The organism is Actinoallomurus sp. NPDC052308 (genome assembly GCF_040679195.1).
GTDB lineage: Bacteria > Actinomycetota > Actinomycetes > Streptosporangiales > Streptosporangiaceae > Actinoallomurus > Actinoallomurus liliacearum.
In genome coordinates, this window is record NZ_JBFAUM010000001.1 from 218,046 (window position 1) to 241,899 (window position 23,854).

At 70.3% G+C, this 23,854-nt stretch carries 22 protein-coding genes; 17 read left to right on the forward strand and 5 right to left on the reverse strand.

From position 1 onward, the window contains the following. Nucleotides 1-6 precede the first annotated feature (6 nt). From nuoL to AB0L00_RS01200, 4 genes are read left to right on the forward strand one after another with little or no spacing between them, the layout of a single operon-like run. Nucleotides 7-1,938 carry an NADH-quinone oxidoreductase subunit L gene (gene nuoL / locus AB0L00_RS01185; RefSeq protein ID WP_364428942.1) on the forward strand — a complete coding sequence of 644 codons (1,932 nt, stop codon included), beginning with the start codon at nucleotides 7-9 and terminating at the stop codon, nucleotides 1,936-1,938. 40 nt (nucleotides 1,939-1,978) lie between these two features. Then, nucleotides 1,979-3,514 (forward strand): NADH-quinone oxidoreductase subunit M, encoded by a 1,536-nt coding sequence (locus tag AB0L00_RS01190; RefSeq protein WP_364426761.1) that lies wholly within the window; start codon nucleotides 1,979-1,981, stop codon nucleotides 3,512-3,514. Nucleotides 3,515-3,525: 11 nt separating this feature from the next. Then, nucleotides 3,526-5,073 carry an NADH-quinone oxidoreductase subunit NuoN gene (gene nuoN / locus AB0L00_RS01195; RefSeq protein ID WP_364428945.1) on the forward strand — a complete coding sequence of 516 codons (1,548 nt, stop codon included), beginning with the start codon at nucleotides 3,526-3,528 and terminating at the stop codon, nucleotides 5,071-5,073. Nucleotides 5,074-5,089: 16 nt separating this feature from the next. Beyond that, nucleotides 5,090-6,085 (forward strand): polyprenyl synthetase family protein, encoded by a 996-nt coding sequence (locus AB0L00_RS01200; RefSeq protein ID WP_364426764.1) that lies wholly within the window; start codon nucleotides 5,090-5,092, stop codon nucleotides 6,083-6,085. Between the two features lie 89 nt (nucleotides 6,086-6,174). On the opposite strand, the gene AB0L00_RS01205 is transcribed toward AB0L00_RS01200, so the two are convergent. Then, on the reverse strand, nucleotides 6,175-6,735 hold the full coding sequence (locus AB0L00_RS01205; RefSeq protein WP_364426767.1) for a hypothetical protein: 561 nt from the start codon (nucleotides 6,733-6,735) through the stop codon (nucleotides 6,175-6,177). A gap of 185 nt (nucleotides 6,736-6,920) precedes the next feature. Here AB0L00_RS01205 and AB0L00_RS01210 point away from each other — a divergent pair, with 185 nt between their 5' ends. The 3 genes from AB0L00_RS01210 to AB0L00_RS01220 all read left to right on the forward strand — a co-directional run bounded on the left by AB0L00_RS01210 (nucleotide 6,921) and on the right by AB0L00_RS01220 (nucleotide 9,703). Further along, a complete protein-coding gene (locus tag AB0L00_RS01210) occupies nucleotides 6,921-7,826 on the forward strand; it encodes a trypsin-like serine protease (RefSeq protein ID WP_364426770.1) in 906 nt (301 codons plus the stop codon). A 93-nt stretch (nucleotides 7,827-7,919) separates the two neighbouring features. Further along, nucleotides 7,920-8,816 (forward strand): serine protease, encoded by an 897-nt coding sequence (locus AB0L00_RS01215; RefSeq protein ID WP_364426773.1) that lies wholly within the window; start codon nucleotides 7,920-7,922, stop codon nucleotides 8,814-8,816. Between the two features lie 2 nt (nucleotides 8,817-8,818). Further along, on the forward strand, nucleotides 8,819-9,703 hold the full coding sequence (locus AB0L00_RS01220) for a hypothetical protein (protein WP_364426776.1): 885 nt from the start codon (nucleotides 8,819-8,821) through the stop codon (nucleotides 9,701-9,703). 1 nt (nucleotide 9,704) lies between these two features. Here the strand turns inward: AB0L00_RS01220 and rarD are convergent, their stop codons facing one another. Next, entirely contained in the window at nucleotides 9,705-10,610 is a 906-nt protein-coding gene (rarD, locus tag AB0L00_RS01225) for an EamA family transporter RarD (RefSeq protein WP_364426779.1), read from the reverse strand. Between the two features lie 103 nt (nucleotides 10,611-10,713). Between rarD and msrA the strand changes: the two genes are divergently transcribed. The 7 genes from msrA (at nucleotide 10,714) to AB0L00_RS01260 (ending at nucleotide 16,361) form a co-directional block, all read left to right on the forward strand. Then, entirely contained in the window at nucleotides 10,714-11,370 is a 657-nt protein-coding gene (gene msrA / locus AB0L00_RS01230; RefSeq protein ID WP_345352357.1) for a peptide-methionine (S)-S-oxide reductase MsrA, read from the forward strand. A 150-nt stretch (nucleotides 11,371-11,520) separates the two neighbouring features. Continuing rightward, nucleotides 11,521-11,865 (forward strand): hypothetical protein, encoded by a 345-nt coding sequence (locus AB0L00_RS01235; RefSeq protein ID WP_364426782.1) that lies wholly within the window; start codon nucleotides 11,521-11,523, stop codon nucleotides 11,863-11,865. Further along, nucleotides 11,862-12,386: a flavoprotein gene (locus tag AB0L00_RS01240; protein WP_364426785.1), complete on the forward strand. Its 525-nt coding sequence runs from the start codon at nucleotides 11,862-11,864 to the stop codon at nucleotides 12,384-12,386. The genes AB0L00_RS01235 and AB0L00_RS01240 overlap by 4 nt, the downstream gene beginning before the upstream one ends. Nucleotides 12,387-12,476: 90 nt before the next feature. Continuing rightward, entirely contained in the window at nucleotides 12,477-12,860 is a 384-nt protein-coding gene (locus AB0L00_RS01245; RefSeq protein WP_364426788.1) for a hypothetical protein, read from the forward strand. Between the two features lie 191 nt (nucleotides 12,861-13,051). After that, nucleotides 13,052-13,771, forward strand: a complete 720-nt coding sequence (locus AB0L00_RS01250) for an HD domain-containing protein (RefSeq protein ID WP_364426791.1) — start codon at nucleotides 13,052-13,054, stop codon at nucleotides 13,769-13,771. Nucleotides 13,772-13,966: 195 nt separating this feature from the next. Further along, a complete protein-coding gene (locus AB0L00_RS01255; protein WP_364426793.1) occupies nucleotides 13,967-14,740 on the forward strand; it encodes an alpha/beta hydrolase in 774 nt (257 codons plus the stop codon). Nucleotides 14,741-16,160: 1,420 nt separating this feature from the next. After that, entirely contained in the window at nucleotides 16,161-16,361 is a 201-nt protein-coding gene (locus AB0L00_RS01260) for a DUF4236 domain-containing protein (RefSeq protein ID WP_364426796.1), read from the forward strand. A gap of 9 nt (nucleotides 16,362-16,370) precedes the next feature. On the opposite strand, the gene AB0L00_RS01265 is transcribed toward AB0L00_RS01260, so the two are convergent. Then, a complete protein-coding gene (locus tag AB0L00_RS01265) occupies nucleotides 16,371-17,234 on the reverse strand; it encodes a hypothetical protein (RefSeq protein WP_364426799.1) in 864 nt (287 codons plus the stop codon). Between the two features lie 154 nt (nucleotides 17,235-17,388). Between AB0L00_RS01265 and AB0L00_RS01270 the strand changes: the two genes are divergently transcribed. Further along, the gene (locus AB0L00_RS01270; RefSeq protein WP_364426802.1) at nucleotides 17,389-17,835 is read left to right on the forward strand and encodes a lamin tail domain-containing protein; all 447 of its coding nucleotides are present in this window, start codon (nucleotides 17,389-17,391) and stop codon (nucleotides 17,833-17,835) included. Between the two features lie 88 nt (nucleotides 17,836-17,923). Further along, entirely contained in the window at nucleotides 17,924-18,586 is a 663-nt protein-coding gene (locus AB0L00_RS01275; RefSeq protein ID WP_364426804.1) for a maleylpyruvate isomerase N-terminal domain-containing protein, read from the forward strand. A 138-nt stretch (nucleotides 18,587-18,724) separates the two neighbouring features. On the opposite strand, the gene AB0L00_RS01280 is transcribed toward AB0L00_RS01275, so the two are convergent. Together AB0L00_RS01280 and AB0L00_RS01285 are read right to left on the reverse strand one after the other, a co-directional pair. Then, nucleotides 18,725-20,539 carry an ABC transporter ATP-binding protein gene (locus tag AB0L00_RS01280; RefSeq protein ID WP_364426806.1) on the reverse strand — a complete coding sequence of 605 codons (1,815 nt, stop codon included), beginning with the start codon at nucleotides 20,537-20,539 and terminating at the stop codon, nucleotides 18,725-18,727. Continuing rightward, entirely contained in the window at nucleotides 20,536-22,311 is a 1,776-nt protein-coding gene (locus AB0L00_RS01285; RefSeq protein WP_364426808.1) for an ABC transporter ATP-binding protein, read from the reverse strand. The genes AB0L00_RS01280 and AB0L00_RS01285 overlap by 4 nt, the downstream gene beginning before the upstream one ends. A gap of 200 nt (nucleotides 22,312-22,511) precedes the next feature. Here AB0L00_RS01285 and AB0L00_RS01290 point away from each other — a divergent pair, with 200 nt between their 5' ends. Continuing rightward, entirely contained in the window at nucleotides 22,512-23,801 is a 1,290-nt protein-coding gene (locus AB0L00_RS01290; RefSeq protein WP_364426810.1) for a D-arabinono-1,4-lactone oxidase, read from the forward strand. Nucleotides 23,802-23,854 lie beyond the last annotated feature (53 nt).

A 23,854-nucleotide genomic window follows, 5' to 3' on the forward strand; every position in this document is an offset into this window, starting at 1 on the left:
ACCACGATGAACGCTGTTCTTGCCGCCGGTGGGCCGGAACTCCACCCCCAGGCGGCCGAGGGCGTCCAGTCCGTCGCCTGGCTGCTGATCGCCCTGCCGCTGGCCGGCGCGGCGATCCTGCTGCTGAGCGGGCGCCGTACCGACAAGTGGGGCCACCTGCTGGGCACCGCGATGTCCCTGGGCGCCTTCGTCGTCGGCGTCCTCACCTTCTTCCAGATGCTGGGTCAGGACGCGGAGGGGCGCAGCCGTGTGGTGCACCTCTTCCACTTCATCTCGGCCGGCTCCCTGAAGGTCGACATGAACCTGCTGGTCGACCCGCTGTCGATCAGCTTCGTTCTGTTGATCACCGGGGTCGGCTCGCTGATCCACATCTACTCGATCGGCTACATGGCGCACGACCCGGACCGGCGGCGCTTCTTCGCGTACCTGAACCTCTTCGTGGCGGCGATGCTGCTGCTGGTGCTGGCCGACAACTACGTGGGCCTGTACATCGGCTGGGAGGGCGTGGGTCTCGCGTCGTACCTGCTGATCGGGTTCTGGCAGCACAAGCCGAGCGCGGCCACGGCGGCCAAGAAGGCGTTCATCGTCAACCGGGTCGGTGACTTCGGTCTGTCCGTCGCGATCATGATCATGTTCGCGACCTTCGGCTCGCTGAGCTACCAGGACGTCTTCGGCCAGGCCTCGCAGGCGTCGCACAACACGATCACCGCGATCGGCCTGCTGCTCCTGCTCGGCGCGTGCGGTAAGTCCGCCCAGCTCCCGCTGCAGTCCTGGCTCCTGGACGCCATGGAGGGCCCGACCCCGGTGTCGGCGCTCATCCACGCGGCGACGATGGTCACCGCGGGCGTCTACCTCATCGTCCGCTCCCACGCGATCTTCGAGCTGTCGCCGGACGCGCGCCTGCTCGTCACGATCGTCGGCGTCGCCACGCTGCTCGCCGGTGCGATCATCGGTTGCGCCAAGGACGACATCAAGAAGGCCCTCGCCGGCTCGACGATGTCGCAGATCGGCTACATGGTGCTCGCCGCCGGCCTCGGCCGTCCCGGCTACGTCTTCGCGATCGCGCACCTCATCGCGCACGGCTTCTTCAAGGCCGGCATGTTCCTCGGCGCCGGTTCGGTCATGCACGCCATGAACGACGACGTGAACATGCGCAAGTACGGCGGCCTGCGGAAGGTCATGCCGATCACGTTCGCGACGTTCGGCCTCGGCTACCTCGCCATCATCGGCTTCCCCGGCCTGTCCGGCTGGTGGACCAAGGACGGCATCATCGACGCCGCCTTCGAGAAGGGCGGCACGTCCGGCCAGATCCTCGGCTGGCTCGCGCTGCTCGGCGCCGGCATCACCGCGTACTACATGTCCCGCGTGATGTTCATGACGTTCTTCGGCGAGCCGCGCTGGGACGAGGACGTGCACCCGCACGAGTCCCCGAAGGTCATGACCGTCCCGCTGATCCTGCTGGCGATCGGCTCGATCGCGGGCGGCGCCTTCCTCATCGCCGGCGACCGGTTCGCGAAGTTCCTCGCGCCGGTCGTGGGCGAGCCCGAGGCGGCGCACAAGCTGATCACGCCGTACACCGGGATCGTGTTCGCGCTCATGGTGGTCGGCATCGGCCTCGCGTACGTGCAGTACCTGCGCCGCCCGATCCCGCGGACCGCCCCGGCGGGCAACCCCGCCGTTACCTTCGCCCGCAAGGACCTGTACGGCGACGCGCTGAACGAGTCGCTGCTCATGCGGCCCGGTCAGTGGCTGACCCGCCTCACGGTCTACTTCGACAACCGCGGCGTCGACGGCCTCGTCAACGGCCTCGCCGCGTTCATCGGAGGGACCTCCGGCCGGGTCCGGCGCGTGCAGACCGGCTTCGTCCGTTCGTACGCCCTGTCCATGTTCGTCGGCGCCGCGCTCGTCATCGGTGCCCTGTTCCTGGTGAGGATCTAGTGGTCGCCACGACTTCCCTGCCGCACCGGAAGGTGGCCTCATGCTGACCGCCCTCATCGCGATCCCGGCCGTGGGAGCACTGCTCGTCGCGCTGCTGCCGAAGGGCCGTGACGCGCTGGCCAAGCAGGTCGCGCTCGGCATCACGCTCGTCGTGGCGGTGCTGTCCATCGTCATGGCGGTGCAGTTCAAGACGGACGGCGCGCGCTTCCAGTTCACCGAGAAGTACTGGTGGATCAAGCAGTTCGGCGTGCACTACGCGGTCGGCGTCGACGGCGTCGCCCTCGTGCTGATCCTGCTGTCGACGATCCTCGTCCCGCTGGTCGTGCTGGCCTCCTGGAACGACGCGGACCGTTCGGGCGGGGTCGACGCCCCCCCGAAGCGGTCCGTGAAGACCTACATGGCACTGCTGCTGGCCCTCGAGGCGATGATGGTCGGCGTCTTCGCGGCGACCGACGTCTTCCTCTTCTACGTCTTCTTCGAGGCGATGCTGATCCCGGTGTACTTCATCATCGGGTCCTACGGCGGGCCGCAGCGCTCGTACGCCGCGGTGAAGTTCCTGCTGTACTCGCTGTTCGGCGGCCTGCTGATGCTCGCCGCGGTGATCGGCCTGTACGTCGTGTCGGCGAACGCGGGCCACGGCACGTTCCTGTTCGACGAGCTGCGCAACCTGCACATTGCGCCGACCACCGCCAAGTGGCTGTTCCTCGGCTTCTTCATCGCCTTCGCGATCAAGGCGCCGCTGGTGCCGTTCCACACCTGGCTGCCGGACGCCGCGGGCCAGGCCCCGGCCGGCGCCGCCGTGCTGATCGTCGGCGTGCTCGACAAGGTCGGCACGTTCGGGATGCTGCGGTTCTGCCTGGAGCTGTTCCCGGGCGCCTCGAAGTGGTTCACGCCGGTGGTGCTGACGCTGTCGGTGATCGGCATCGTGTACGGCGCGGTCCTCGCGATCGGCCAGGTCGACATCAAGCGCCTGATCGCCTACACGTCGGTGTCCCACTTCGGCTTCATCACGCTGGGCATCTTCGCGATGACCTCGTCGGGCCAGAGCGGCGCGACGCTGTACATGGTCAACCACGGGTTCTCGACCGGTGCGCTGTTCCTGCTCGCCGGGTTCATGATCTCCCGTCGCGGGTCGGCGCGCATCGACGCGTACGGCGGCGTGCAGAAGGTCGCCCCGTTGCTGGCCGGCACCTTCCTCGTCGCGGGCCTGTCCGGTCTGTCGCTGCCGGGTCTGTCGAGCTTCGTCTCGGAGTTCATGGTCCTGGTCGGCACGTTCTCCCGCTACAAGGTGCCCGCGGTCATCGCGACGGTCGGCATCATCCTCGCCGCGATCTACATCCTGTGGATGTACCAGCGGACGATGAACGGCCCGACCGCCGAGGCGGTCAAGGGCATGAGCGACCTGTCCAAGCGTGAGCTGATCGTGGTGGCGCCGATCGTCGCGATCATCGTCGCGCTCGGCTTCTACCCGAAGCCGGTGCTGGACGTCATCAACCCGTCGGTCAAGCAGACCCTGGTCCAGGTCCACAAGCAGGACCCGAAACCGACGGTCGCCGAGAAGGGAAGCCACCAGTGACACCCGTCTACATGGCGGCGGGGGACATCCCGACCCCCCACATCGAGTACGGGCGGCTCGCTCCGACCCTGATCGTGCTCGGCGCGGCGTGCCTCGGTGTGCTCGTCGAGGCCCTCGCGCCGCGTACCCAGCGGTTCGGGCTGCAGGTGCTGGTCTCGGTCGTCGGCCTGGTCGGGGCGTTCGCCTGGACGATCGCGCTCGCCCTCGGCGACCAGCCGCACCACGTCGCCGCGATGGGCGCGATCGGCGTCGACGGACCGACCCTGTTCATCCAGGGCACGATCCTCGTCCTCGCCCTGATGTCGATGCTGCTGATCGCCGAGCGGACGCACGAGGACAGCCCGTTCACGGCGCAGGCCTCCACGGTCCCCGGCAGCCCGGAGGAGCGCGAGAGCCTCGTGGCGGGCCTCGTGCAGACCGAGGTCTTCCCGCTGGTGCTGTTCGCGGTCGGCGGCATGCTGATCTTCCCGGCCGCCAACGACCTGCTGACGATGTTCGTGGCCCTGGAGGTCCTGTCGCTGCCGCTGTACCTGCTGTGCGGTCTGGCGCGGCGCCGCCGTCTGCTGTCGCAGGAGGCCGCGGTCAAGTACTTCCTGCTCGGCGCGTTCTCCTCGGCGTTCTTCCTCTACGGCACCGCGCTGCTGTACGGCTTCGCCGGCTCGGTGCGGCTGTCGGACATCGCGGCGGCGATCAGCAAGCAGGGCGGCACCGAGCCGCTGCTGCTCGCGGGCGTCGCGCTGCTCGCGGTCGGCCTGCTGTTCAAGATGGGTGCCGCGCCGTTCCAGGCGTGGAAGCCGGACGTGTACCAGGGCGCCCCGACGGCGATCACCGCGCTGATGGCCTCCTGCACCCTGGTCGCCGCGGTCGGCGGTGTGCTGCGGGTCTTCTACGTCGGCCTGGAGACGCTGCGCTGGGACTGGCGGCCGATGATGTGGGCCGTCGCGATCCTCACGATGCTGGTCGGCTCGATCGTCGCGATCACGCAGACCGACGTGAAGCGCATGCTGGCGTACTCCTCCATCGCGCACGGCGGCTTCCTGCTCACCGGCGTCATCGCCACCAACAAGGCGGGCCTGTCCAGCACGCTGTTCTACCTGGCGGCGTACGGCTTCACCACGGTCGGCGCGTTCGCGGTCATCACGATGGTCCGGGACGCGGGCGGCGAGGCCGGGCACCTGTCCCGCTGGGCGGGCCTGGGCAAGCGCCAGCCGCTCGTCGCCGGAACGTTCGCCTTCTTCCTGCTGGCGTTCGCCGGTATCCCGCTGACCAGCGGGTTCACCGGGAAGTTCGCGGTCTTCCAGGCCGCGATGGCCGGCGGCGCGATGCCGCTGGTGATCGTCGGTGTGGTGTCCTCCGCCATCGCAGCGTTCTTCTACGTCCGGGTCATCGTGCTGATGTTCTTCAGCGAGCCGCTGGCGGACGGGCCGAGTGTGGCCTTCAGCCCGACGACCGCGGCGGCGGTCGCTGTTGGGGCGTTCGTTACCCTGGTCCTCGGCGTGATTCCCGCCCCCGCGCTGCACCTGGCGCAGTCGGCCGCGAATCAGCTGTTCGTTCGCTGAGACTGGGGAGAAGTCTGTGAGTAGTGCCCTTCTGGGCCTTCCGGCCGTCGATGACACGCTCGCAGCAGGCATCCAGGAGAGACTGGCCGAGGTCGAGGAGGCGCTGCGGGACGCGGTGCAGAGCGACTACGCACTGATCACCGACGCCTCGCGGCACCTCACCGACGCGGGCGGCAAGCGGTTCCGGCCGATGCTGGTGCTGCTGGCCGCGCAGTTCGGCGACCCGGCCGCGCCCGGGGTCATCCCGGTCGCGGTCGTGGTGGAGCTGACCCACCTGGCGACGCTCTACCACGACGACGTGATGGACGAGGCCGTGATGCGCCGCGGCCAGGCCTCGGCCAACAACCGGTGGAACAACACCATCGCGATCCTCACCGGCGACTACCTGTTCGCCCGCGCCTCGGACATCCTCGCCGACCTCGGGCCGGAGGCGGTGCGCATCCAGGCGCGGACGTTCGCCCGGCTCGTGCGCGGGCAGATCCTGGAGACCGCCGGCCCCGCCGCCGGTACCGATCAGCTCGACCACTACATCGAGGTCATGGCGGGCAAGACGGGCTCGCTGATCGCCGCGTCCGCGCAACTGGGCGCCCTGCTCGCGGGGGCCGGCCCGGAGATCGTCGAGACGCTCACCTCGGCCTGCGAGAAGATCGGCGTCGCGTTCCAGCTGTCCGACGACATCCTCGACATCGCCTCGGAGTCGGAGGAGTCGGGCAAGACGCCGGGCACCGACCTGCGCGAGGGCATCCGTACGCTGCCGGTGCTGCACGTGCTGCGCTCGGTGGCGGACGAGGACGCCCGGCTGCGCGAGCTGCTCGACTCCGACCTCACCGACGACGCGCGGCACGCCGAGGCCCTGGCCCTGCTGCGCGCGCACCCGGCGATGGACCGGGCCCGCGCGGACCTGCGCCGGTGGGTCGACGAGGCCCGCGCCGAGCTGCTGACCCTGCCGGACGTACCCGCGCGGGCGGCGTTCCTCTCCCTCTGCGACTTCGTCCTCACCCGCACCGCGTAGGCCGCCGAGCCACCGGCGGCGGTCACAGCGCTTCGGTCATCATGACGCCGCCGCCGCTCGCGCGCGACGGCGGCGGCGGACGGCGCCCCTCAGCCGCGTCGGCGGCGGACGAGCAGCGTGCCGGCGGTGCCGAGCAGCAGCACCGCCATGCCCGCGACGATCGCCACGAACGGCAGCTTCGAGTCGTCATGACTCTGCGAGGCCGTGGGCGTGGCGCTGAGGCTGCTCACGGCCGGGTGCGGGGACGCGGTGTGCCTCTCCGCGGGCGGCGACGCGACCGGCACCGACGTGTGCGGGCCGGTCCTGCCGACCCTCTCCGTCACCACGACCTCGCCGTGGACCGTACGGCCGGCTCCGCAGGACGCCACGATGGCGTACTTGCCCGGCGACAGGTCCTTCTTGATCCTCGGGTCGCCCTCGCCGGTGTCCGCCTTGCCGTACAGGGCGACGTCGCGAGTGAACGCCAGGGACTTGGCGATGTGGGCCGTCGGCCCGACGCTGCAGTCGGGCACGGAGATGTGGATTCGCTGCCCGGGACGCGGTGAGTGCGGCGAGACGGCGATGCCGTCCGCGGCGGCGGGCGCGGCGCCCAGACCGGTCGCCGCTACGGCCACGACGGCGGCCGCGACGGCCTTGGGAACTGGTCGCACTGCTTTCCTCCTCGGAGCCTGTCGGCTCTCGGGTCCATGTCCGGTCTGGGCCAAGTCCACTCCGGGACCTGCAAGTTACTGCATACCTTGATCAAGCGTGGAGATGTTAGGGCTACGCTATGGGTTCGCTTTGCCAGTGTTAGCAATTGTGATGGACGGGGTGACTGGTGCGGGCGACGCGAATCATGCCTATTGTCCTGATTCCGGCGGTATCGGTCGCAGTCGCGGGACCGGCGCTCGCACGATCGGGTCATGGGGGCGGCACCTCGGTCAGCGTTCAGTCGGACGATCCGTACGGCGTCTCCGACCCCGCCACGCTCGCGTTCTGGACGCCGAAGCGGATGGCGGCGGCCACGCCGCTCGACGGACGCCCGACCCAGGCGGCCAGTGGCAAGATGGGCGTGGCGTCCAGCCGGCCGACCGCCAAGACGTGGACCGGCAGCCCCGTCGTCGGAGCGCTGTTCCTCAGCAACGGCAGCGGCAGCCACTACTGCACCGCCAGCGTCGTCAGCACGCCCAAGAAGAGCCTGATCCTCACCGCCGGCCACTGCCTGTACGGTACCAACGGCTGGGCGAAGAACATCGTCTTCGTGCCGCGCTACAGCAAGACCAAGGGCGCCCGCCCGTACGGCGCGTGGACCGTCAAGTACATGTACGTCGACTCGCGCTGGAAGAAGAAGCGCGATCCGGACCTCGACTTCGGCTTCGCGGTGGTCGGCACGCGGAACGGCAAGGCCATCGCGAGCGTCGTCGGGGCGAACCGGCTCGTCATCAACCAGGGCTACACGAACCGGGTCCGCGTCATCGGGTACCCGATGAAGAAGTACTCCTCCGTCGACAAGCCGATCTACTGCAACGTCACCACCCACAAGGCGTTCAAGTACCAGATCTACTTCGACTGCAACGGCTTCTACGGCGGCACGAGCGGCAGTCCTTGGATCAAGAATTACAACACCACCACCCGGCGTGGCGACGTCCTCGGGGTCATCGGCGGCTACCAGGAGGGCGGCAAGTACGAGTGGCGGTCGTACGCCTCCGTCTTCGACAAGGACGTCAACAACCTCTTCACGACGGCCAAGAAGCACGGCTGAATCGCGACACGGCTCGGGAAAACCCGGCGGCGGCGCGGTGATGATGCAATAGTTCCTCTTCGTGTACGCGTGCGCACGGAGGGTGGTTCCCTGGTGAAGACCACACGACTGCTCTGTGCCGTCCTGGCCGGCCTGACGCCGCTCACCCCGCTCCCGCGCGCCTCGGCCGTCGGCGGGCACGCCGTGCACGCCGTCACCTTCGTGGACCGCACCGCCGGGGCGCGCAGCGCGGCCTACTGGACCGAGCGGATGATGGCGACCGCGACGCCCGTCGACGCGCGCCTGACGCGGCAGGCCGGGCCGCCCGACGCCATTCCGGCGGCCGGCTACACCGGCGGCAGCCGCGTCGTCGGGGCGCTGTTCCTCAGCAACGGGACCGGCCGGCACTACTGCACCGCCAGCGTGGTCGGCTCCGCCAAGCGGAACCTCCTGATCACCGCGGCGCACTGCCTGTACAGCCCGAGCGGCCACGCGTGGAACCGGAACCTCGTCTTCGTGCCGAAGTACAGCCGCGGCCACCGCCCGTACGGCACCTGGCCGGTGTGGCTGATGGTCGCCGACCAGCGCTGGATCGACCACGGCGACCAGGACGCCGACGTCGCGTTCGCCGCCGTGCAGGAGATGAACGGCCGGCGCATCGCCGACGTCGTCGGGGCGAACGAACTGCTGATCAACACGGGTTACGCCAATCGGGTCACGGTGATCGGTTACCCGTCGCGGGCGAACGACCCGAGCGACCGGCCGATCCGCTGCACCGGCCCGACGTACCGGTACGCCGACGCCCAGCTCCGGTTCGACTGCGGTGGCTTCACCGGCGGCACGAGCGGCAGCCCGTGGATCTCCGACTACGACGACCAGGCGCAGCGCGGTTACGTGATCGGCGTGATCGGCGGCTACCAGAAGGGCGGCGACACCGACTGGCGGTCCTACAGCCCCCTGTTCGACGACGACATCGGCCGCCTCGCCGTCACGGCGAACGACCAGGCCTAGGGGTGCTCCGCGGCGCGTTGCTGACGGCGGCCCTGTCCTCGATGACGGTGCCGGCCGCCGCGGCGAACGTCGCGGGGATCCGCGCGGTCAGCCACGTCGAACCGGACGCGGCGCGGGACGCCGCGTACTGGACCGTCTCCCGGATGGCGGCCGCGACTCCGCCGGAGGTCCGGTCGGGACACCACGCGCCCGGACCGCCCGCGGGCATCCCCCGGGCCAGGCCGGGCGGCGGCAGCCGGGTCGTCGGCGCGCTCTTCTACCGCAACGGACGTGGCGACCACTACTGCACCGCCAGCGTCGTCCACACGCCGAAGAAGGACCTCATCCTCACGGCGGCCCACTGCCTGTACGACCCGGGCGACCGGGCCTACGCGACGCACATCGCGTTCGTCCCGGCGTACCGCACCGCGCGGCCCCACCCGTACGGCGTCTGGCCCGTCCGCAGGACCTGGCTGGACTCGCGCTGGACGAGCCACGGCGACCGGGACCTCGACTTCGGCTTCGCGGCGCTGGGCAGGGTCGGCGGCCGCCACATCGTCGACGTCGTCGGCTCGAACCGGCTCCTGGTCGGCCAGGGGTTCACCAATCGGGTGACGGTGATCGGGTACCCGGTCAAGGCCCACGACCCGGCCGACCGGCCCATCTGGTGCGCGAACCGGACGTTCAAGCTGTCGCGGTACCAGGTCGGCTTCGACTGCAAGGGCTTCTACGGCGGCACCAGCGGCAGCCCGTGGATCGTCCGGTACGACAACAGGACGCAGAGCGGCATGGTCATCGGGACGCTCGGCGGGCACCAGCGGGGCGGCTCGACCCACTGGCGTTCCTACAGCGCCCTCTTCGACGGCGACATCTCCAAGCTGATCGCCAAGGCCGACGAGGAGGCCTGACTCAGACGGCCTCGGGCACCGGCTCGGGCCGGATCGCCGCGCGCCGCTTCGTCCGGGCCGCGCGGAGCCCGTCCGCGGTGAGCATCGCCAGGGCCGCCCAGACCAGCAGGAAGCCGACCCACCGGCTCGCGGGCATCGCCTCGTGCTGGACCAGCAGGCCGATCAGGAACTGGATGACCGGCGCGAGGTACTGCAGCATGCCGATGACGGTCAGCGGCACTCGCGTCGCCGCGGTGTTGAACAGCATCAGCGGGATCGCCGTGACCACGCCGGCGCCGACGAGCAACGTGACGTGCCCGGCCCCGTGCCCGGTGAAGGTCTGGTGCGGCGCGAGCAGCGTGTACGCCAGCGCGGGGACGAACAGCACCGCCGTCTCGATCGTCAGGCTCTCCGCGGATCCGGTCGCCGCGAACTTCTTGACCAGGCCGTACGTGCCGAAGCTGCCGGCCAGCAGCAGCGCGATCCACGGCAGCCGGCCGTAGTCCGCGGCGAGCACGCCGACGGCGACCACGCTGACCCCGATCGCCGCCCACTGCCACGTCCGCAGCCGCTCGCGGAAGACCAGGACGCCGAGCAGCACGCTGACCAGCGGGTTGATGAAGTAGCCGAGGGCCGCCTCGATCGTGTGCCCGCTGTTCACGGCGTAGATGTACGTTCCCCAGTTGACCGTGATGATCAGTGCGGCGAGGGCCAGCAGCAGGATTCGCCGCAGCCCCATGGTCCGCAGCCACGTCCAGTGCCGGCGTACGGCCAGGATCACCAGGACGGCCACGAGCGACCAGATCATGCGGTGGGCGAGGATCTCCAGCGCCCCGGCCGGCTTGAGCAACGGCCAGTAGAGCGGGAACAGCCCCCACATCGTGTACGCCGCGATGCCGGACAGAATGCCACGACGGGTATCAGCCACGGCCGAATCATATCAAGCCGTAATTAGCGTAAATGCTTCACGGTAATGTCAAGCGCTGCTTCACGGACGGGGGTCCGTTTGCGCCGAGGGATACCCTGCAAGGGTGTTCGGATTCGCAAAGACGACGATGGTGACCCCCGAAGAGGCCCTCCCGGGCCGTGACACCCCGATGCCGGTCGCCGAGCGGCACACCGTGCTCGGCACCCCGCTCGCACCGCCCTACCCGCCGGGCACCGCGATCGCCGAGTTCGGCGAGGGCTGCTTCTGGGGCGTCGAGCGCGCCTTCTGGAAGATCCCCGGCGTCGTGTCGACGGCCGTCGGCTACGCCGGCGGCTACACCCCCAACCCCACCTACGAAGAGGTCTGCTCCGGCCGCACCGGCCACACCGAGGCCGTGCGCGTCGTGTACGACCCGGCCAAGATCTCCTACGACCAGCTGCTCAAGGCGTTCTGGGAGGGCCACGACCCGACCCAGGGCATGCGCCAGGGCAACGACGTCGGCAGCCAGTACCGCTCGGTCATCTTCTACCGCGACGACGCCGAGCGCGACGCCGCCCTCGCCTCCCGCGAGTCGTACCAGAAGGTCCTGAACGCCGCCGGCTACGGCGAGATCACCACCGAGATCGTCCCCGCCGGTGAGTTCTACTTCGCCGAGGACTACCACCAGCAGTACCTCTCGGACGCCAAGAACCCGAACGGCTACTGCGGCGTCGGCGGCACCGGCCTCACCTGCCCGGTGGGCGTGGCGCGCGCCGAGTAGGGCGTGACCTCGCGCGGGGTCCTCTACCTCGTGGTCTGTGCCGCTCCCGCGGCCTCGGGTGGTGCGTGATCGCGCTCCTGCGGGACCACAGCGTTCGCTGTTCGGTATTGACCGAACAGCGAACGCTTGGAATGCGGGTAGGCGTCGCCCATGCCGAGTAGACAGGGGACGGTCATGGCGAAACCGGGCTGGTATGGAGTCCGTTGCGTCATCCGCTGGCCGCAGAACGCGGCGTACGAGGAGAGCATCACCGTCTGGCGCGCGGCGTCCTTCGGCGAGGCGATCGAGAAGGCGGAGGCCCAAGCGCGTGACTACGCGGCATCGTGCGGTGGCGAGTACACCGATCTGGCGCAGGCGTATTTCATCGGCGACGAGAAGCTGATCACGGACGGTGTCGAGGTCTTCTCGTTGATCCGAAAGAGCGATCTGGGACCCGACGACTACCTCACGACGTTCTTCGACACGGGTGACGAACACCGGAGACACATCGCGTGAACCCTGCGGCCGGTCGGGTCCTTTATGTCGTTGTCTGTGCGGCTCCGGCGGCCTCCGGCGTCGAGGACCTGGTGCTCCTCGCGCAGGCGGCGGGATGGCGGGTCTACGTGATCGCCACTCCGCTGGGCCTGCGGTTCGTCGATGCCGACCGGCTCGCCTCGTTGACCGGTGAGCCGGTGCAGAGCGAGTGGCGTATGCCGGGGGAGCCCAAGGCGCTGCCTCCGGCCGACGCGGCGATCGTCGCCCCGGCGACCTTCAACACGATCAACAAGTGGGCGACCGGCATCACCGACACGTTCGCCGTCGGTGTGCTGTGCGAGCTGGCGGGATCCGTTATCCCGATCGTGGCTGTTCCGCTGCTCAAGGACGCCCTTGCCCGTCATGTGGCGTTCGGTCCTAACCTCGACGCGTTGCGCTCTATGGGGGTGCGGGTGCTGTTCGATCCGTCTGCGCCACCGGATGCCCGTATGCCACCCTGGGAGCAGATCCTCACAGAGCTTGCCGCACTTCGGGCACCGTAGCCCCTGGCGAAAGGCACAGCGTGGACGCTCGCAGCCGTTCTCAACGTTTCGCACGTGGTCGAAGCGTCCCGACGATCGTTGCCCGCGCGGATGGCTGAGGGCGCCTTCGAGCCGGCTCCGTCGGCGAGGTGGCCGGGGGCCCGCAACCCGGTCACGCAGTTCGGATTGTGGGAGATGCTGGCCACCTGGTGCGTACACGCCTTCCAGGTCAGTCGACCCATCGAGGAGCTCGCGGAACGGCTTCGGATCAAACTCGAGCAGTCGTGGGACGATCTCGACGGCCTCAGCGCGGCCTGCATCCGTGGCGCGGGTGAGTCGTTCGCGATCGTGAGCCACCGGGGCGGTCGGCCGGGTGAGACCGAAGTCTGGTTGATCAAAGGCGAGCACGGGGAGAACGCGGAGGTGGTCTTCCTGGACCTCTTCGGCTTGAGCGAACAGGACGTCACCTGGCGCGCCGACCACCTCCGGCAGTGAGCAACGCGGCCGGTCGCCGGCGGACAGGCTCCCCAGGGCCGGCGGCCGCCTGCCGGGCCGGGAAGGCCGTCGCTCGTCCGTTCAGCCGGGAAGTTCGGGCCGGAACCGGATGATCTTCTGCCGCGTCCCATTTGTACACGGGACGGCCGATGCTCCCCGGTGGGGGCTCCGCCCTGTGAGATGGGAGCACGGTGCCCAGTTACCTGCAGACGCTGCCACTGCACACGATCACCGAGGTGTACGGCGAGGCCGGCTTGCGCGACCGGTTCTCCCGTGAGATCGAACGGTTCACCGAGCCGGACTGGCGTCGGCTCAACAAGGCGCTCGCGCTGGCAAGCGACCTCCACCGCCAGGACCGGCGGGTGCGCGAACCGGCGGTCAACCATCTGCTGCGCGTGGCGCTGCGGGTGATGTGCCACTACGAGGTGAACGACGTCGACATCATCGTCGCCGCTCTCCTGCACGACTCCGTCGAGGACCATCCCGTCGAACTGGCGGGGGACGGCCACGAGGACTCCACCGAGGCCGCCCTGGGCGTTCTGTCCGCCGAGTTCGGTCCACGCGTCGCCGAGCTCGTACGTGCCGTGACGAACCCGACGTACGACCGGACCCGTGACGTCCACGCCCAGTATCGAGCGCACGTCGTCACCAGCCTGGACCGTCACCCCGCGGCCCGCGTCATCAAGGTGTCCGACTTCACCGACAACGGTGTCGGGCTCGTGCACACCACCGGCCCGAAGCTCCGCAAGCTCGCCATGAAGTACCGCCCGCTCGTCCCCGAGCTGAAGGAATTCGTCAACCGCCCCGACACCCCGCTGGCGGCCCAGGTCAGGCTGCACATCACCCGCCAACTCGACCGCGCCGACCAACGGTTCACCGCCATTCTCCGAGGGCCCGGCGAGCGCTGGTAGGGCGGCGCGAAAACGGGTTGGCGGGGCCGGGTTCGGGTTGATAGCTTCTCCCGAAGCCGTGAGACCACGCCAGGAGGTGAGACCCATGAACGCTGTACGCAGGTGGGTGCTCCCCCTCGTTGTCACGGTCGGGCGATTGACGTAGGGGTCGCCGGGAGCGCCTGGACAACGAGGCATTCCCGAAAGGCAACACCTATGCATTCTGTGCGTTTCACCGCGGAGACATCGTCGAACGGTGTCGTCGAACGCGACTTCGTCGTGGGCGAGGTCCCCGGCGCGCTCTGGTCGCCGGTATCCGGCTCCGCCCAAGCCTCGCTGGTGCTGATGGGTCACGGCGGCGGCCTGAACAAGAAGACGCCGGGACTCATGGCGCGCGCTCGCGACGCCGTGACCAGGTGGGGTTTCACCGTGGTCGCCATCGATGCGCCCGGACACGGCGACCGCCCGCGCACGGCGGAGGACGAGCAGGCCCGCGCCGACATCCAGCAGTCCGTGGCGGCAGGCGAGATCGAGCGCTTCGAGTCGATCAGCGTCCGCTACAGCAACTCACTCGCGGAGCGTGCCGTACCGGAATGGCAGGCGACCCTGGACGCCCTGCAGAAACTGCCCGAGATCGGCGCCGAAGCGCCGATCGGCTACGGGGGCGGCATGTCGTTGGGCACCGCGATCGGAATCCCGCTGGCGGCGGTCGAACCGAGGATCACCGCCGCGATCTTCGGTGGCGGGTTCTTCGCTCACGAGGGCCTGATCGAGGCGGCGAGACGGATCACCGTCCCGGTCCAGTTCCTGCTCCCGTGGGACGAAGAGTACGTCGACCGCCAGTCGGTTCTCGCGTTGTTCGACGCGTTCGCCTCGGAGGACAAGACGTTGCTCGCCAACCCCGGCACCCATCGCAGGATGCGCTGGGTCGGCGTCGACGACGACTTCTTGGTCCGGCATCTCGGCCGGGCCGGCGTGTCACCGGCCTGACCTGCCCGGTATCGGCGTCCGGCTCCGCGCCGGACGCCGATACCGCTGGCCCACGCGAGGGCGATGTCGGGTAGAGCGTCGCAGATCGATTTGCGATGGATATGCGACTTCCGGGTGATTAGCCGTTATCGATTAGAAGTCCAGATTGATGCTAGAGGTGGCGTGTAGCTGATTGTGAAGCCGGCCTAGATTCTTCGGCAAGATCGATACTTACCTTGGCGGAGGCCGAATTCCTTGGGTAATCAGCAAAACGCGTGGCAATGCAGGTAGCAAGCCGCCGGCCTGCTACCGCTCACACCTAAGGGGGATATATGAGGCCAAAAATGATAGCCCTGGCGGGCACGGTGCTGGCGACCATGACCATCGGGGTCGCGGCGCCGGCCTTCGCGGCGTCGCAGGCTGTTCCGCAACCGCCCCGGCAGCGCGAGTCGCAGGACACGTCGCGGGTGGCTCGTCACTCGTCCCAGCAGCGCGAGTCGCAGGACAGTTCGCAAGCGGTTCCACGACCGCCCAGGCCGGGCGCGCCGGCGATCGCGGATGTCCCAAGGCTCCCCCGTCGTACCGTCGACGACGATCTTTGTCCCATCCCCTCGATCTCCAGCGATCCCTCTGCTATTGCGTACATTACGTGCGATACCGATGGTGGAGTTTTTCGGTATGACCGTGTTACTGCGCTCCTGGATAATCTTCCAGCCGCATCTAGTGATCGATGAGGCGTTGCTGGCGTTGGTAATGGCAGCGGCGGCCTCACAGTGTGATCGTCCGGTTGTTTCGGGCCCCGTGTGTGGCGAGGCCGTCATGCTCCTCGCTAAGCTCGCTGCCGGGTGCATCGGGTGGACCGGCGGCGAGGAAGGCCAGCACTCCACCGGGACCCGGCCACCCGTACCAGTTCGGGCAGGCTGGCCGGGCGTGTGGCGTAGCACCGGTAGAAGGCCAGGTCCGTGGGGTCGCTGATGGACCGGCGAGCCAGCACGCACTCACGCTCGGCCAGGTGGATCCACGCCCAGTCATACCAACGTTCGCCCTTGGCACCCCCCGGCCGCAGGAGTAGCGCTGCCAGGCGTCGGCGTCCAGGGCGGCGAAGGCGTGGTCGGCTCGCGTCTTGGCGCCGACCAGGACAAGAGGGTGATCGCAGGAGACGGCGAACACGTAGTTCAGACCCCGGCTCTGGCACCGCACGCGGAGCCGCGGCAGCCGGGACCCACCCCTGCGGGTGAGTCGCGCTGACAGCGAGCCTTCTCAGCTCGACAACAGCCCCCCACCCCGGGGGGCTGCTTCCTTTACCGGGGTTGTACGTAGGGTGATCACCTCTTTCGTGCCTGGGCGACTTTCAGCGGCCTGAAGTGCGGGAAGTTTGGCACGGGGCATGGCGGGCACCTGCTGGCGCACCTACCTAAAAGGAACGAAGGGGAGCGCGGCGATGGGCGTGATGTTCCGGAAGCGGCAGAAGTATGGACCGCTGATCCTCAATTTCACTGAGCACGGTTTCTCTTCTTGGAGCATCAAAATCGGTCGCTGGTCGTGGAACTCCCGGTCCCGGGCGCACCGTGTCGACCTGCCCGGCCCGCTGTCCTGGAAGCAGAACAAGTCCCGCAGGCGGGACCGCGTCGAGCATCGGTGATCGCGGGGCTCAGCGCAGGGACGTCGGCGTAGGGGCGGCCTCGGCCGTCTCCGCGGCGGGCTCGCCGAAGCGGGCGAGGGCGAGGGTGCCCGCGACGGCCAGCAGGAAGCCCAGCACGGCGCTCAAGGCGTAGCCGTGACGGGTCCCGTCGCCGAGGAGGAACACCCCGACCAGCGCCGGCACCACGGTCTCGGCCACGACCATCGCGGCGGTGGTCGTGGTCACCGAGCCGCGCTGCAGCGCGGTCGCGAAGAACAGGAACGCCGACAGGCCGCCGCCTGCCACGACGTACGTCGCCGGGTCGCTCAAAAGGTCGAGCGGGGACAGGCTCACCAACACCCGCGCGCCGATGGCCACAAAGCCGAACCCCAGTCCCGCGACGAACCCGAGCACCGCCGACCGGGTCTCCCCGTGCAGGCGTCCGGCCGCGAGGCCGGCCACCGCCATCGCGGCGGCGCAGCCGAGCAGCGCGAGCCGGAATGTCAGGCTGACCGACGCCGGGTTCTCGTGGCCGGCTGCCAGGCCGAGCAACGCCAGCCCGGCGCAGACCGCGGCGACCGCGATCCACTCGCGGGCGGACAGCCGGATGTGCAGGACCCGGGCGGCGACGACCGCGGTGACCGCCAGGTTGGCGGCGACCACCGCCTGGACGACGAACAGGGGCAACGACCGTAGCGCCGCCAGCTCGGCGACGAAGCCCAGGAGATCCAGCGCCGTGCCGAGGACGAACGGGAGCCGCCGGATGAGGCGGACCAGCAGCCGGGGATCGACGCCCGCACCCGTCGGCGTCGTGCGCGCGGCGAGGGCCTGCAGCACGCTCCCGGTTCCGAAACAGATCGCGGCGGCGATCGCCCCGAGCAGACTCCAGACCATCCCCCGAGCCTACGGGCTGACCGAGTGACCTGTCCGCTCCGACTTCGACGCGGGTCAGGAGGCCGTGGTTGTCCCGCTGATCGGGCCTTATCGGGCCATTTCCTACTGGCTGGTCATCCCGGTTGTTTTCGGGACGTATAACTATGATCACGCCATGAAGTCATCTCACGTCGCCGGAATCACGGCAGCGCTCGCGGTAACGGCAACCCTCTTCTCGGCATCTCCCGCCGAGGCGGCCTCGTCCGTTCAGATCTACCGGGTCTACTACGACTCGCCGGGCTCCGATAACCGGAGCAACGCGAGCCTGAACGCCGAGTGGGTCCAGATCGTCAACCGTGGCTCGACTTCCCGGTCCCTCACCGGCTGGAAACTGCGGGACCGGACCGGCTACACCTACACGTTCGGCAGTTTCCGGCTGGGCGCCCGGAAGACCGTCTACGTCCACACCGGCAGGGGCACGGACACGACGAAGAACCGCTACTGGGGCCGGCGGGCCTACGTCTGGAACAACACCGGCGACACCGCCTACCTCCGCAGCTCCTCCGGCTCTTTGATCGACAAGTGTTCCTGGGGTTCGTCGGGCAGCTCCCGGTACTGCTGACACGCAGGACTGATCACTGGCGATCGCGGCGCTCTATTCGCACCGAACGCCAGGGATCAACGCGTCGGCCGCTGCGATACTGCGGCGCATGGTGAATCCGGCTTCTGTCCTCGAGGTCGCATTCGGCGACCTGATCGATCTGGTCGAGAATCTCGATGACGAGGCGGCGTGGCGGCCGACCGGATGCGCGGGCTGGGTGGTGCGTGATCTGGTGTTCCATCTGCTGGGGGACGCGCAGCGGGCGCTGGTGGCGCTCGGGACCCCGGCGACCGGGCCGGCGGACGTGGACGCCGTCACCTACTGGCGGGCGTGGAAACCGGGGGACCCCGACGCCGATCCCTCGCGGCGCAACACCCGGATCATGGCGAGCGTCTGGTCGGGCATCCGTCCGCTGGCGGACCTGTACGCGGAGACGGCCCGCGCCGTGCTCGTCCACGCGCGCCGGTTCGAAGGCGACGAACTCGTCACCACTCAGGGGCACACGCTGACGGTCGGTGACCTGCTGGCGACGCTGGCGGTGGAGGCGGGCGTGCACCAGCTCGACCTCACGGCGCACCTGCCCGGCCCGCCGCCCGCGCCCGCGGTGCTCCGTCTCGTACGGGACGTGCTGGACGGGCTCATCGGCCGGCCGGTGGCGCAGGACTGGGACGACGCCCACTACGTGCGCGTGGGCACCGGGCGTACGCCGCTCACCGCCGCGGAGCGGGAGTCCCTCGGCCCGGTGGCCGAGCTCTTCCCCGTCTTCGGCTGAGGCGGGCGGTGGGCCGGGGCCCACCGTCTGCCGTCGCGGGATCCACCGTCCCTTTGCCGGACCCACCGCCCGCCGTCGCGGAGTCCACCGTCCGTTCGCCGCGACCCATGATCCGCCATCCGCGACCTGCCGGCTGGATCAGCGGACGGTTGGGTCCGGCTGCTCCTCGGCCTCGGCGAGGAGGTCGCCCGTCCACAGGCGGCGCATCTCGGGGCAGTCCGCCAGCAGTCGATCGAGCGGGCCCTGACCGACGACGCGGCCGCGGTCGAGCACCACGATCCGGTCGGCTCGTTCGAGAGCCGCGCGGCGGTGCGAGACGACCAGCAGCGTCGCCGGTCCGCGGCCGTCCCGGGCGGCGCCGGCGAGCCGTTCCCACAGCAGTCGTTCGGTCTCGACGTCCAGCGCGGAGGACAGGTCGTCGACGATGAGCAGGTCCGGCGCCCGTACGAGGGCCCGGGCGGCCGTGGCCCGTTGCACCTGGCCGCCGGACAGCCGTACGCCCCGGGGACCGACGAGCGTGTCCAGGCCGTCCGGCATGTCCGCCACGTCCGCGTCGAAGGCGGCGAGCTCGATCGCGGTGGCGAGCCGGTCGTCGGCCGCGCCGAACAGGAGGTTCTCCCGGAGCGAGTCGGAGAACAGCCGGGGGATCTGGCTCGCGTACGCGACCCGGCCGGGGACCAGGTACGTTCCCGGGTCGTCGACGGGCCGGCCGTTCCAGGTGATCGTCCCGGCGTCCAGGGGCACGAGCCCGAGCAGCGCCCGTACGAGGGTGGTCTTGCCGGCCCCGACGGCTCCGGTGAGCACGGTGAACGAGCCGCGTTCGATCCGCAGGTCGACGGCGTCCAGGCCGCGGCCGCCGCCGTACCGCACGGTCAGTCCGCGGCCCTCGACGACCTTCAGCGGGTCGGGGTGCGGCGGTGGCGTCCGGACCGGTGGCGGCTCCCGGCGGAACCAGACGCCGCTCGCCCGCGCCAGGTCGTGGACGTCCTCGTGCGGCGCCATGAGCCGGCCGAGGCGTTCGGCGGCGACGGCGCCCTGCGGCAGGCGGTACAGGAACGTGCCGAGGGAACGCGGCAGCGCGGTCAGCCAGCCGAGGTAGCCCGTGAAGAGCGCCAGGTCGCCCACGGTGAAGGTCCCGTGGTGCATCGCGGGGGCGGCGATGAGCAGGACGAGGCCCATGCCGATCTCCACGGTCGCGCCCGTCACCGTCTCCAGCAGGTCGGTCGCCAGCCGGTCCCGGACGGCGGCGTCCCGCCGCCGGCGGTTGTGCGCGCGGAGACGCGCCAGCACCGCGTCCTCGGCCCCGGCCGTCTTGATCGCCAGGATGCCCGCGAACGCGTCGCCGATGTGGGCCGTCACGACCGCGCCCAGTCGCCGGGCGCGCCGGTGCAGCCGCCGGATCACCGTGCCGAGCAGCCGGCTGAGCACCCCGGCGGCGAGCATCGGCAGTACGAGCGCCAGCGTCACGACGGGGTCGATCGCCGCCATGATCACCAACGCGGTGACGCCGAACAGCGCGGTGCCGGCCAGGTCCACCAGGTCGTCGGTGACCTGGACGAGGTCGTCCACGTCGTCGCGCAGCCGGGCCAGCGCCTCACCCGACGAGTGCGGCAGCCGGGTCGCGGCGGTACCGCGGGCGGTGAGGATCGAGCGCAGCACGTTGACGCGCAGCGTGGTCGCCGCGGCCTCCCACCAGTACACCCCGTACGCCCACGCGGTGACGAGGTTCAGGCCGCGGACCACCTCGAGCCCGACGAACGCGGCGCAGAGCCACAGCGCCTCCCGAAGGTCGGCGGCCCGATGCCCGCTGAGCTGGTCGAACAGCCGCTTCAGCAGCAGGCCGCCGCCGATGGGGAACAGGTACGTCGGCAGCCACAGCAGGCCGCCGAGCACGTACCGGCCCAGCCCGGAGGAGCGGGCGAGGCCGGCCATCACGGTCGGTACGGGCCTCATCGCGCCACCCCCGCCGCGCTCAGCAGCCGCGCGAACCGGCTGCGGGGGTCGGCCGCCAGTTCCTCCCGGCGGCCGAACTCGACGATCCGGCCGCCGTCGACCACCGCGACGACGTCCACCCGCGCCAGGGAGGACAGCCGGTGCGCGATGAGCACGCCGGTACGGTCGGCGAGGAGCCGGTCGACGACCTCCTCGATGCGCCGTTCGGTCGCCGGATCGAGCCGGCTGGACGCCTCGTCCAGCACCACGAGTCCGGGGTCGGTGAGCAACGTCCGGGCGAACGCCAGGAGCTGCGCCTCACCGGCGGACACCCCGACCGCGTCGCCCCCCAGCTCGGTGTCGAGGCCGTCGGGCAGGGCGGCCAGCCAGGCGCCGAGGCCGACCTCGGCGAGGATCGCGCGCAGTCGCCGGTCGTCGGCGAGTCCCGGCCGGAACAACGTCAGGTTGTCCCGCACGGTCGCGGTGAACAACTGCACGTCCTGGGTGACCACACCGATCCGCCGCCGTACGGAGTCCGGGTCGGCGGTCCGCAGGTCCACCCCGCCGACCCGCACGGCGCCTCCGGTCGGGTCGTACAGGCGCAGGACGAGCCGGGCGATGGTGGTCTTGCCGCTGCCCGTACGGCCGACCAGGCCGAGCGTCTCACCCGGCGCCAGCGTCAGGTCGATTCCCGACAGCACCGGCACGCCGTCGTCGGCGTACGCGAAGTCGACGCGGTCGAACCGCAGGTCGAGCGGGCCGGACGCCGGCAGCGGTCGCGGATCGGCGGGTTCCGGCAGCGTACGGCGCTCGGACAGCAGGTCCCGGACGCGGGCGACGCCCGCCAGGGCCGCCTGGTACTGCCGCAACTGGTCGATCAACCGCTCGAACGGCGTCCGTACCATCTGCGTGTACTGGAACAGCAGCACGGCGGTGCCGACGGTGAGCGTCCCGGACTGGCGGGCCCACGCGGCCAGCGCGAGCACCAGCGCCGTGCCCGCCGCGAAGGCCACCGACGTGCCCGCGAGCAGGCCGCTGCCGATGCGCTCGGACCGGAACTCCGCGCGGTACATCCGGCCACTTGCCCGGTGCACGCGGCGTACGGCGTGCTCGCCGGCGCCGTTGGCGCGGATGTCCTCGAGGCCGGCCAGCCGCTCCTCGATGTCGCCGAACAGCGCGGCGTACTTCGCGCGGGAGCGGGCGGCCGCCGGCACCGCGAGCCGCTGCGCCTGGGCCATCGCGAGCCCGATCGCCGCGCAGTACGCGAGGAGCAGGGCGCCGACGCGCGGCTCCACGGCCAGCATGACGACGAGCACGCCCGCCAGGAGCAGGGCACCGGCGACGACGTCCAGCAGGAAGGCGACGACGAACTCGGCGATGGCGACGACGTCGCCGTCGACCCGTTCGATCAGCTCGCCGGGCGTACGCCGCCCGTGGGAGCCCAGGTCGAGGCCGAGCGCGTGCTCGGCCAGCCGCTCCCGGAGGCGGTTGGTGCCGTCCCAGGCCAGACGGCTCGCCAGCCAGGCGGTGAGGGTACGGGCGCCCTGCCCGGCGACGGTGAGGGCCAGGTAGCCGACGGCGACGAACACCAGATGGCGGGTGCTCGCGCCGCCGATGGCGTCGTCGACGAAGCGCCGGGTGAGCTGCGGCGCGGCGAGCGGGAGCGCGGTCGCCGCCGTGACGGCGGCGGCCAGGGCCGCGGTCGCGCGAGGTCCCGGGCGAAGGCAGCCCAGGACGGTGGCCGAAGTGGGGTTACCGGCGTCTCTCCGCGCCGGTCGGGTCGATGGTCGCACGTGGCGTCGTGTCCTTCGCGTAGGTGGCGATTGCCTGCTGGGTGGACACGTACGCAGGACGCATGACCATCTCCTCGGTCGACTGCTCGTACGCGGGGAGTACAACAGAGGGCGGCCACGGCGGGCAACGGAATTCCGCCAGGGCATATCGTGCGAGGTGGGCTGATCGACCGCGTGGGGCGGCCGACGAGGGGCGAAGGGTGCGTGGTCCGGTGGCCGGTGCGGGACGGAACTGGGCGGGCAACATCGGCTTCCAGGCCGAGCAGGTCCGCTATCCGGCCTCTCTCGACGAGGTACGCGGCCTGGCGGCGCGCGGCGCGAAGGTGCGCGTGCTGGGCAGTGGCCACTCCTTCAACGACATCGCCGACACGCCGGACACCCTGGTCTCCCTGGCGAAGCTGCCGGCGGCCGTGGAGATCGACAGCGCCGCGGCGAGGGTACGGGTCGGGGCGAGCGTGCGGTACGCCGAGCTGAGCCGGGAGCTGCACGACAAGGGCTACGCCCTGCCCAACCTGGCGTCTCTGCCGCACATCTCCGTGGCCGGCTCGATCGCGACGGCGACGCACGGCTCCGGTGAGACGAACGGCAACCTGGCCACGGCGGTGTCCGGGCTCGAGTTGGTCACCGCCGGCGGCGACCTCGTCGCGCTGAGCCGCGAGCGGGACGGGGACCGGTTCGCCGGCGCGGTCGTCGGGCTCGGGGCCCTCGGGATCGTCGTGAGCGTGACGCTGGACCTCGGCCCGACGTTCGACGTACGGCAGCGGGTGTACGAAGGGCTGCCGCTCGAGGTCCTCGACGAGCGCTTCGCCGAGGTGGTCTCCGGCGCGTACAGCGTGAGCCTGTTCACCACATGGCGCGAGGCGCTGATCGACCAGGTCTGGGTGAAGCAGCGCGTCGACGCCGCGGGCGGGGACGCGATGCCGGAGGAGTGGTTCGGCGCCCGGCCCGCCGACGGGCCACGGCACCCGGTCCCCGGGATGTCCGTCGTCGCCTGCACCGAGCAGCTCGGCGTGCCCGGTCCGTGGTTCGACCGGCTGCCGCATTTCCGGCCCGACTTCGCGCCGAGCAGCAGCGGCGACGAGCTGCAGTCGGAGTTCCTGCTGCCCCGGTCGCACGCCGTCGAGGCGCTGCACGCCCTGAACGAGGTCCGGGACCGCATCGCCCCGGTCCTGCAGGTCTGCGAGATCAGGACCGTCGCGGCGGACGACCTGTGGATGAGCACGTCCTACGGACGGGACACGGTGGCCGTGCACTTCACCTGGGTCAAGGACACCGGTGAGGTACTCCCCGTGCTCGACCTGGTCGACGAGCGCCTGGCGCCCTTCGACGCCCGGCCGCACTGGGGCAAGTTGTTCACCACTCCCGCCGACGCGCTGCGCGCGAGGTACCCGCGGCTATCCGACTTCCACGCCCTGGCCCGCCACTACGACCCGAACGGCACCTTCACCAACGACTTCCTCACCCGCCACCTCTTCGCAGATCTCGACTGACCGGCCACGGCGTCACTCGAAGAGCGCGTCGACCGACCGCACCGTCCCGGCGC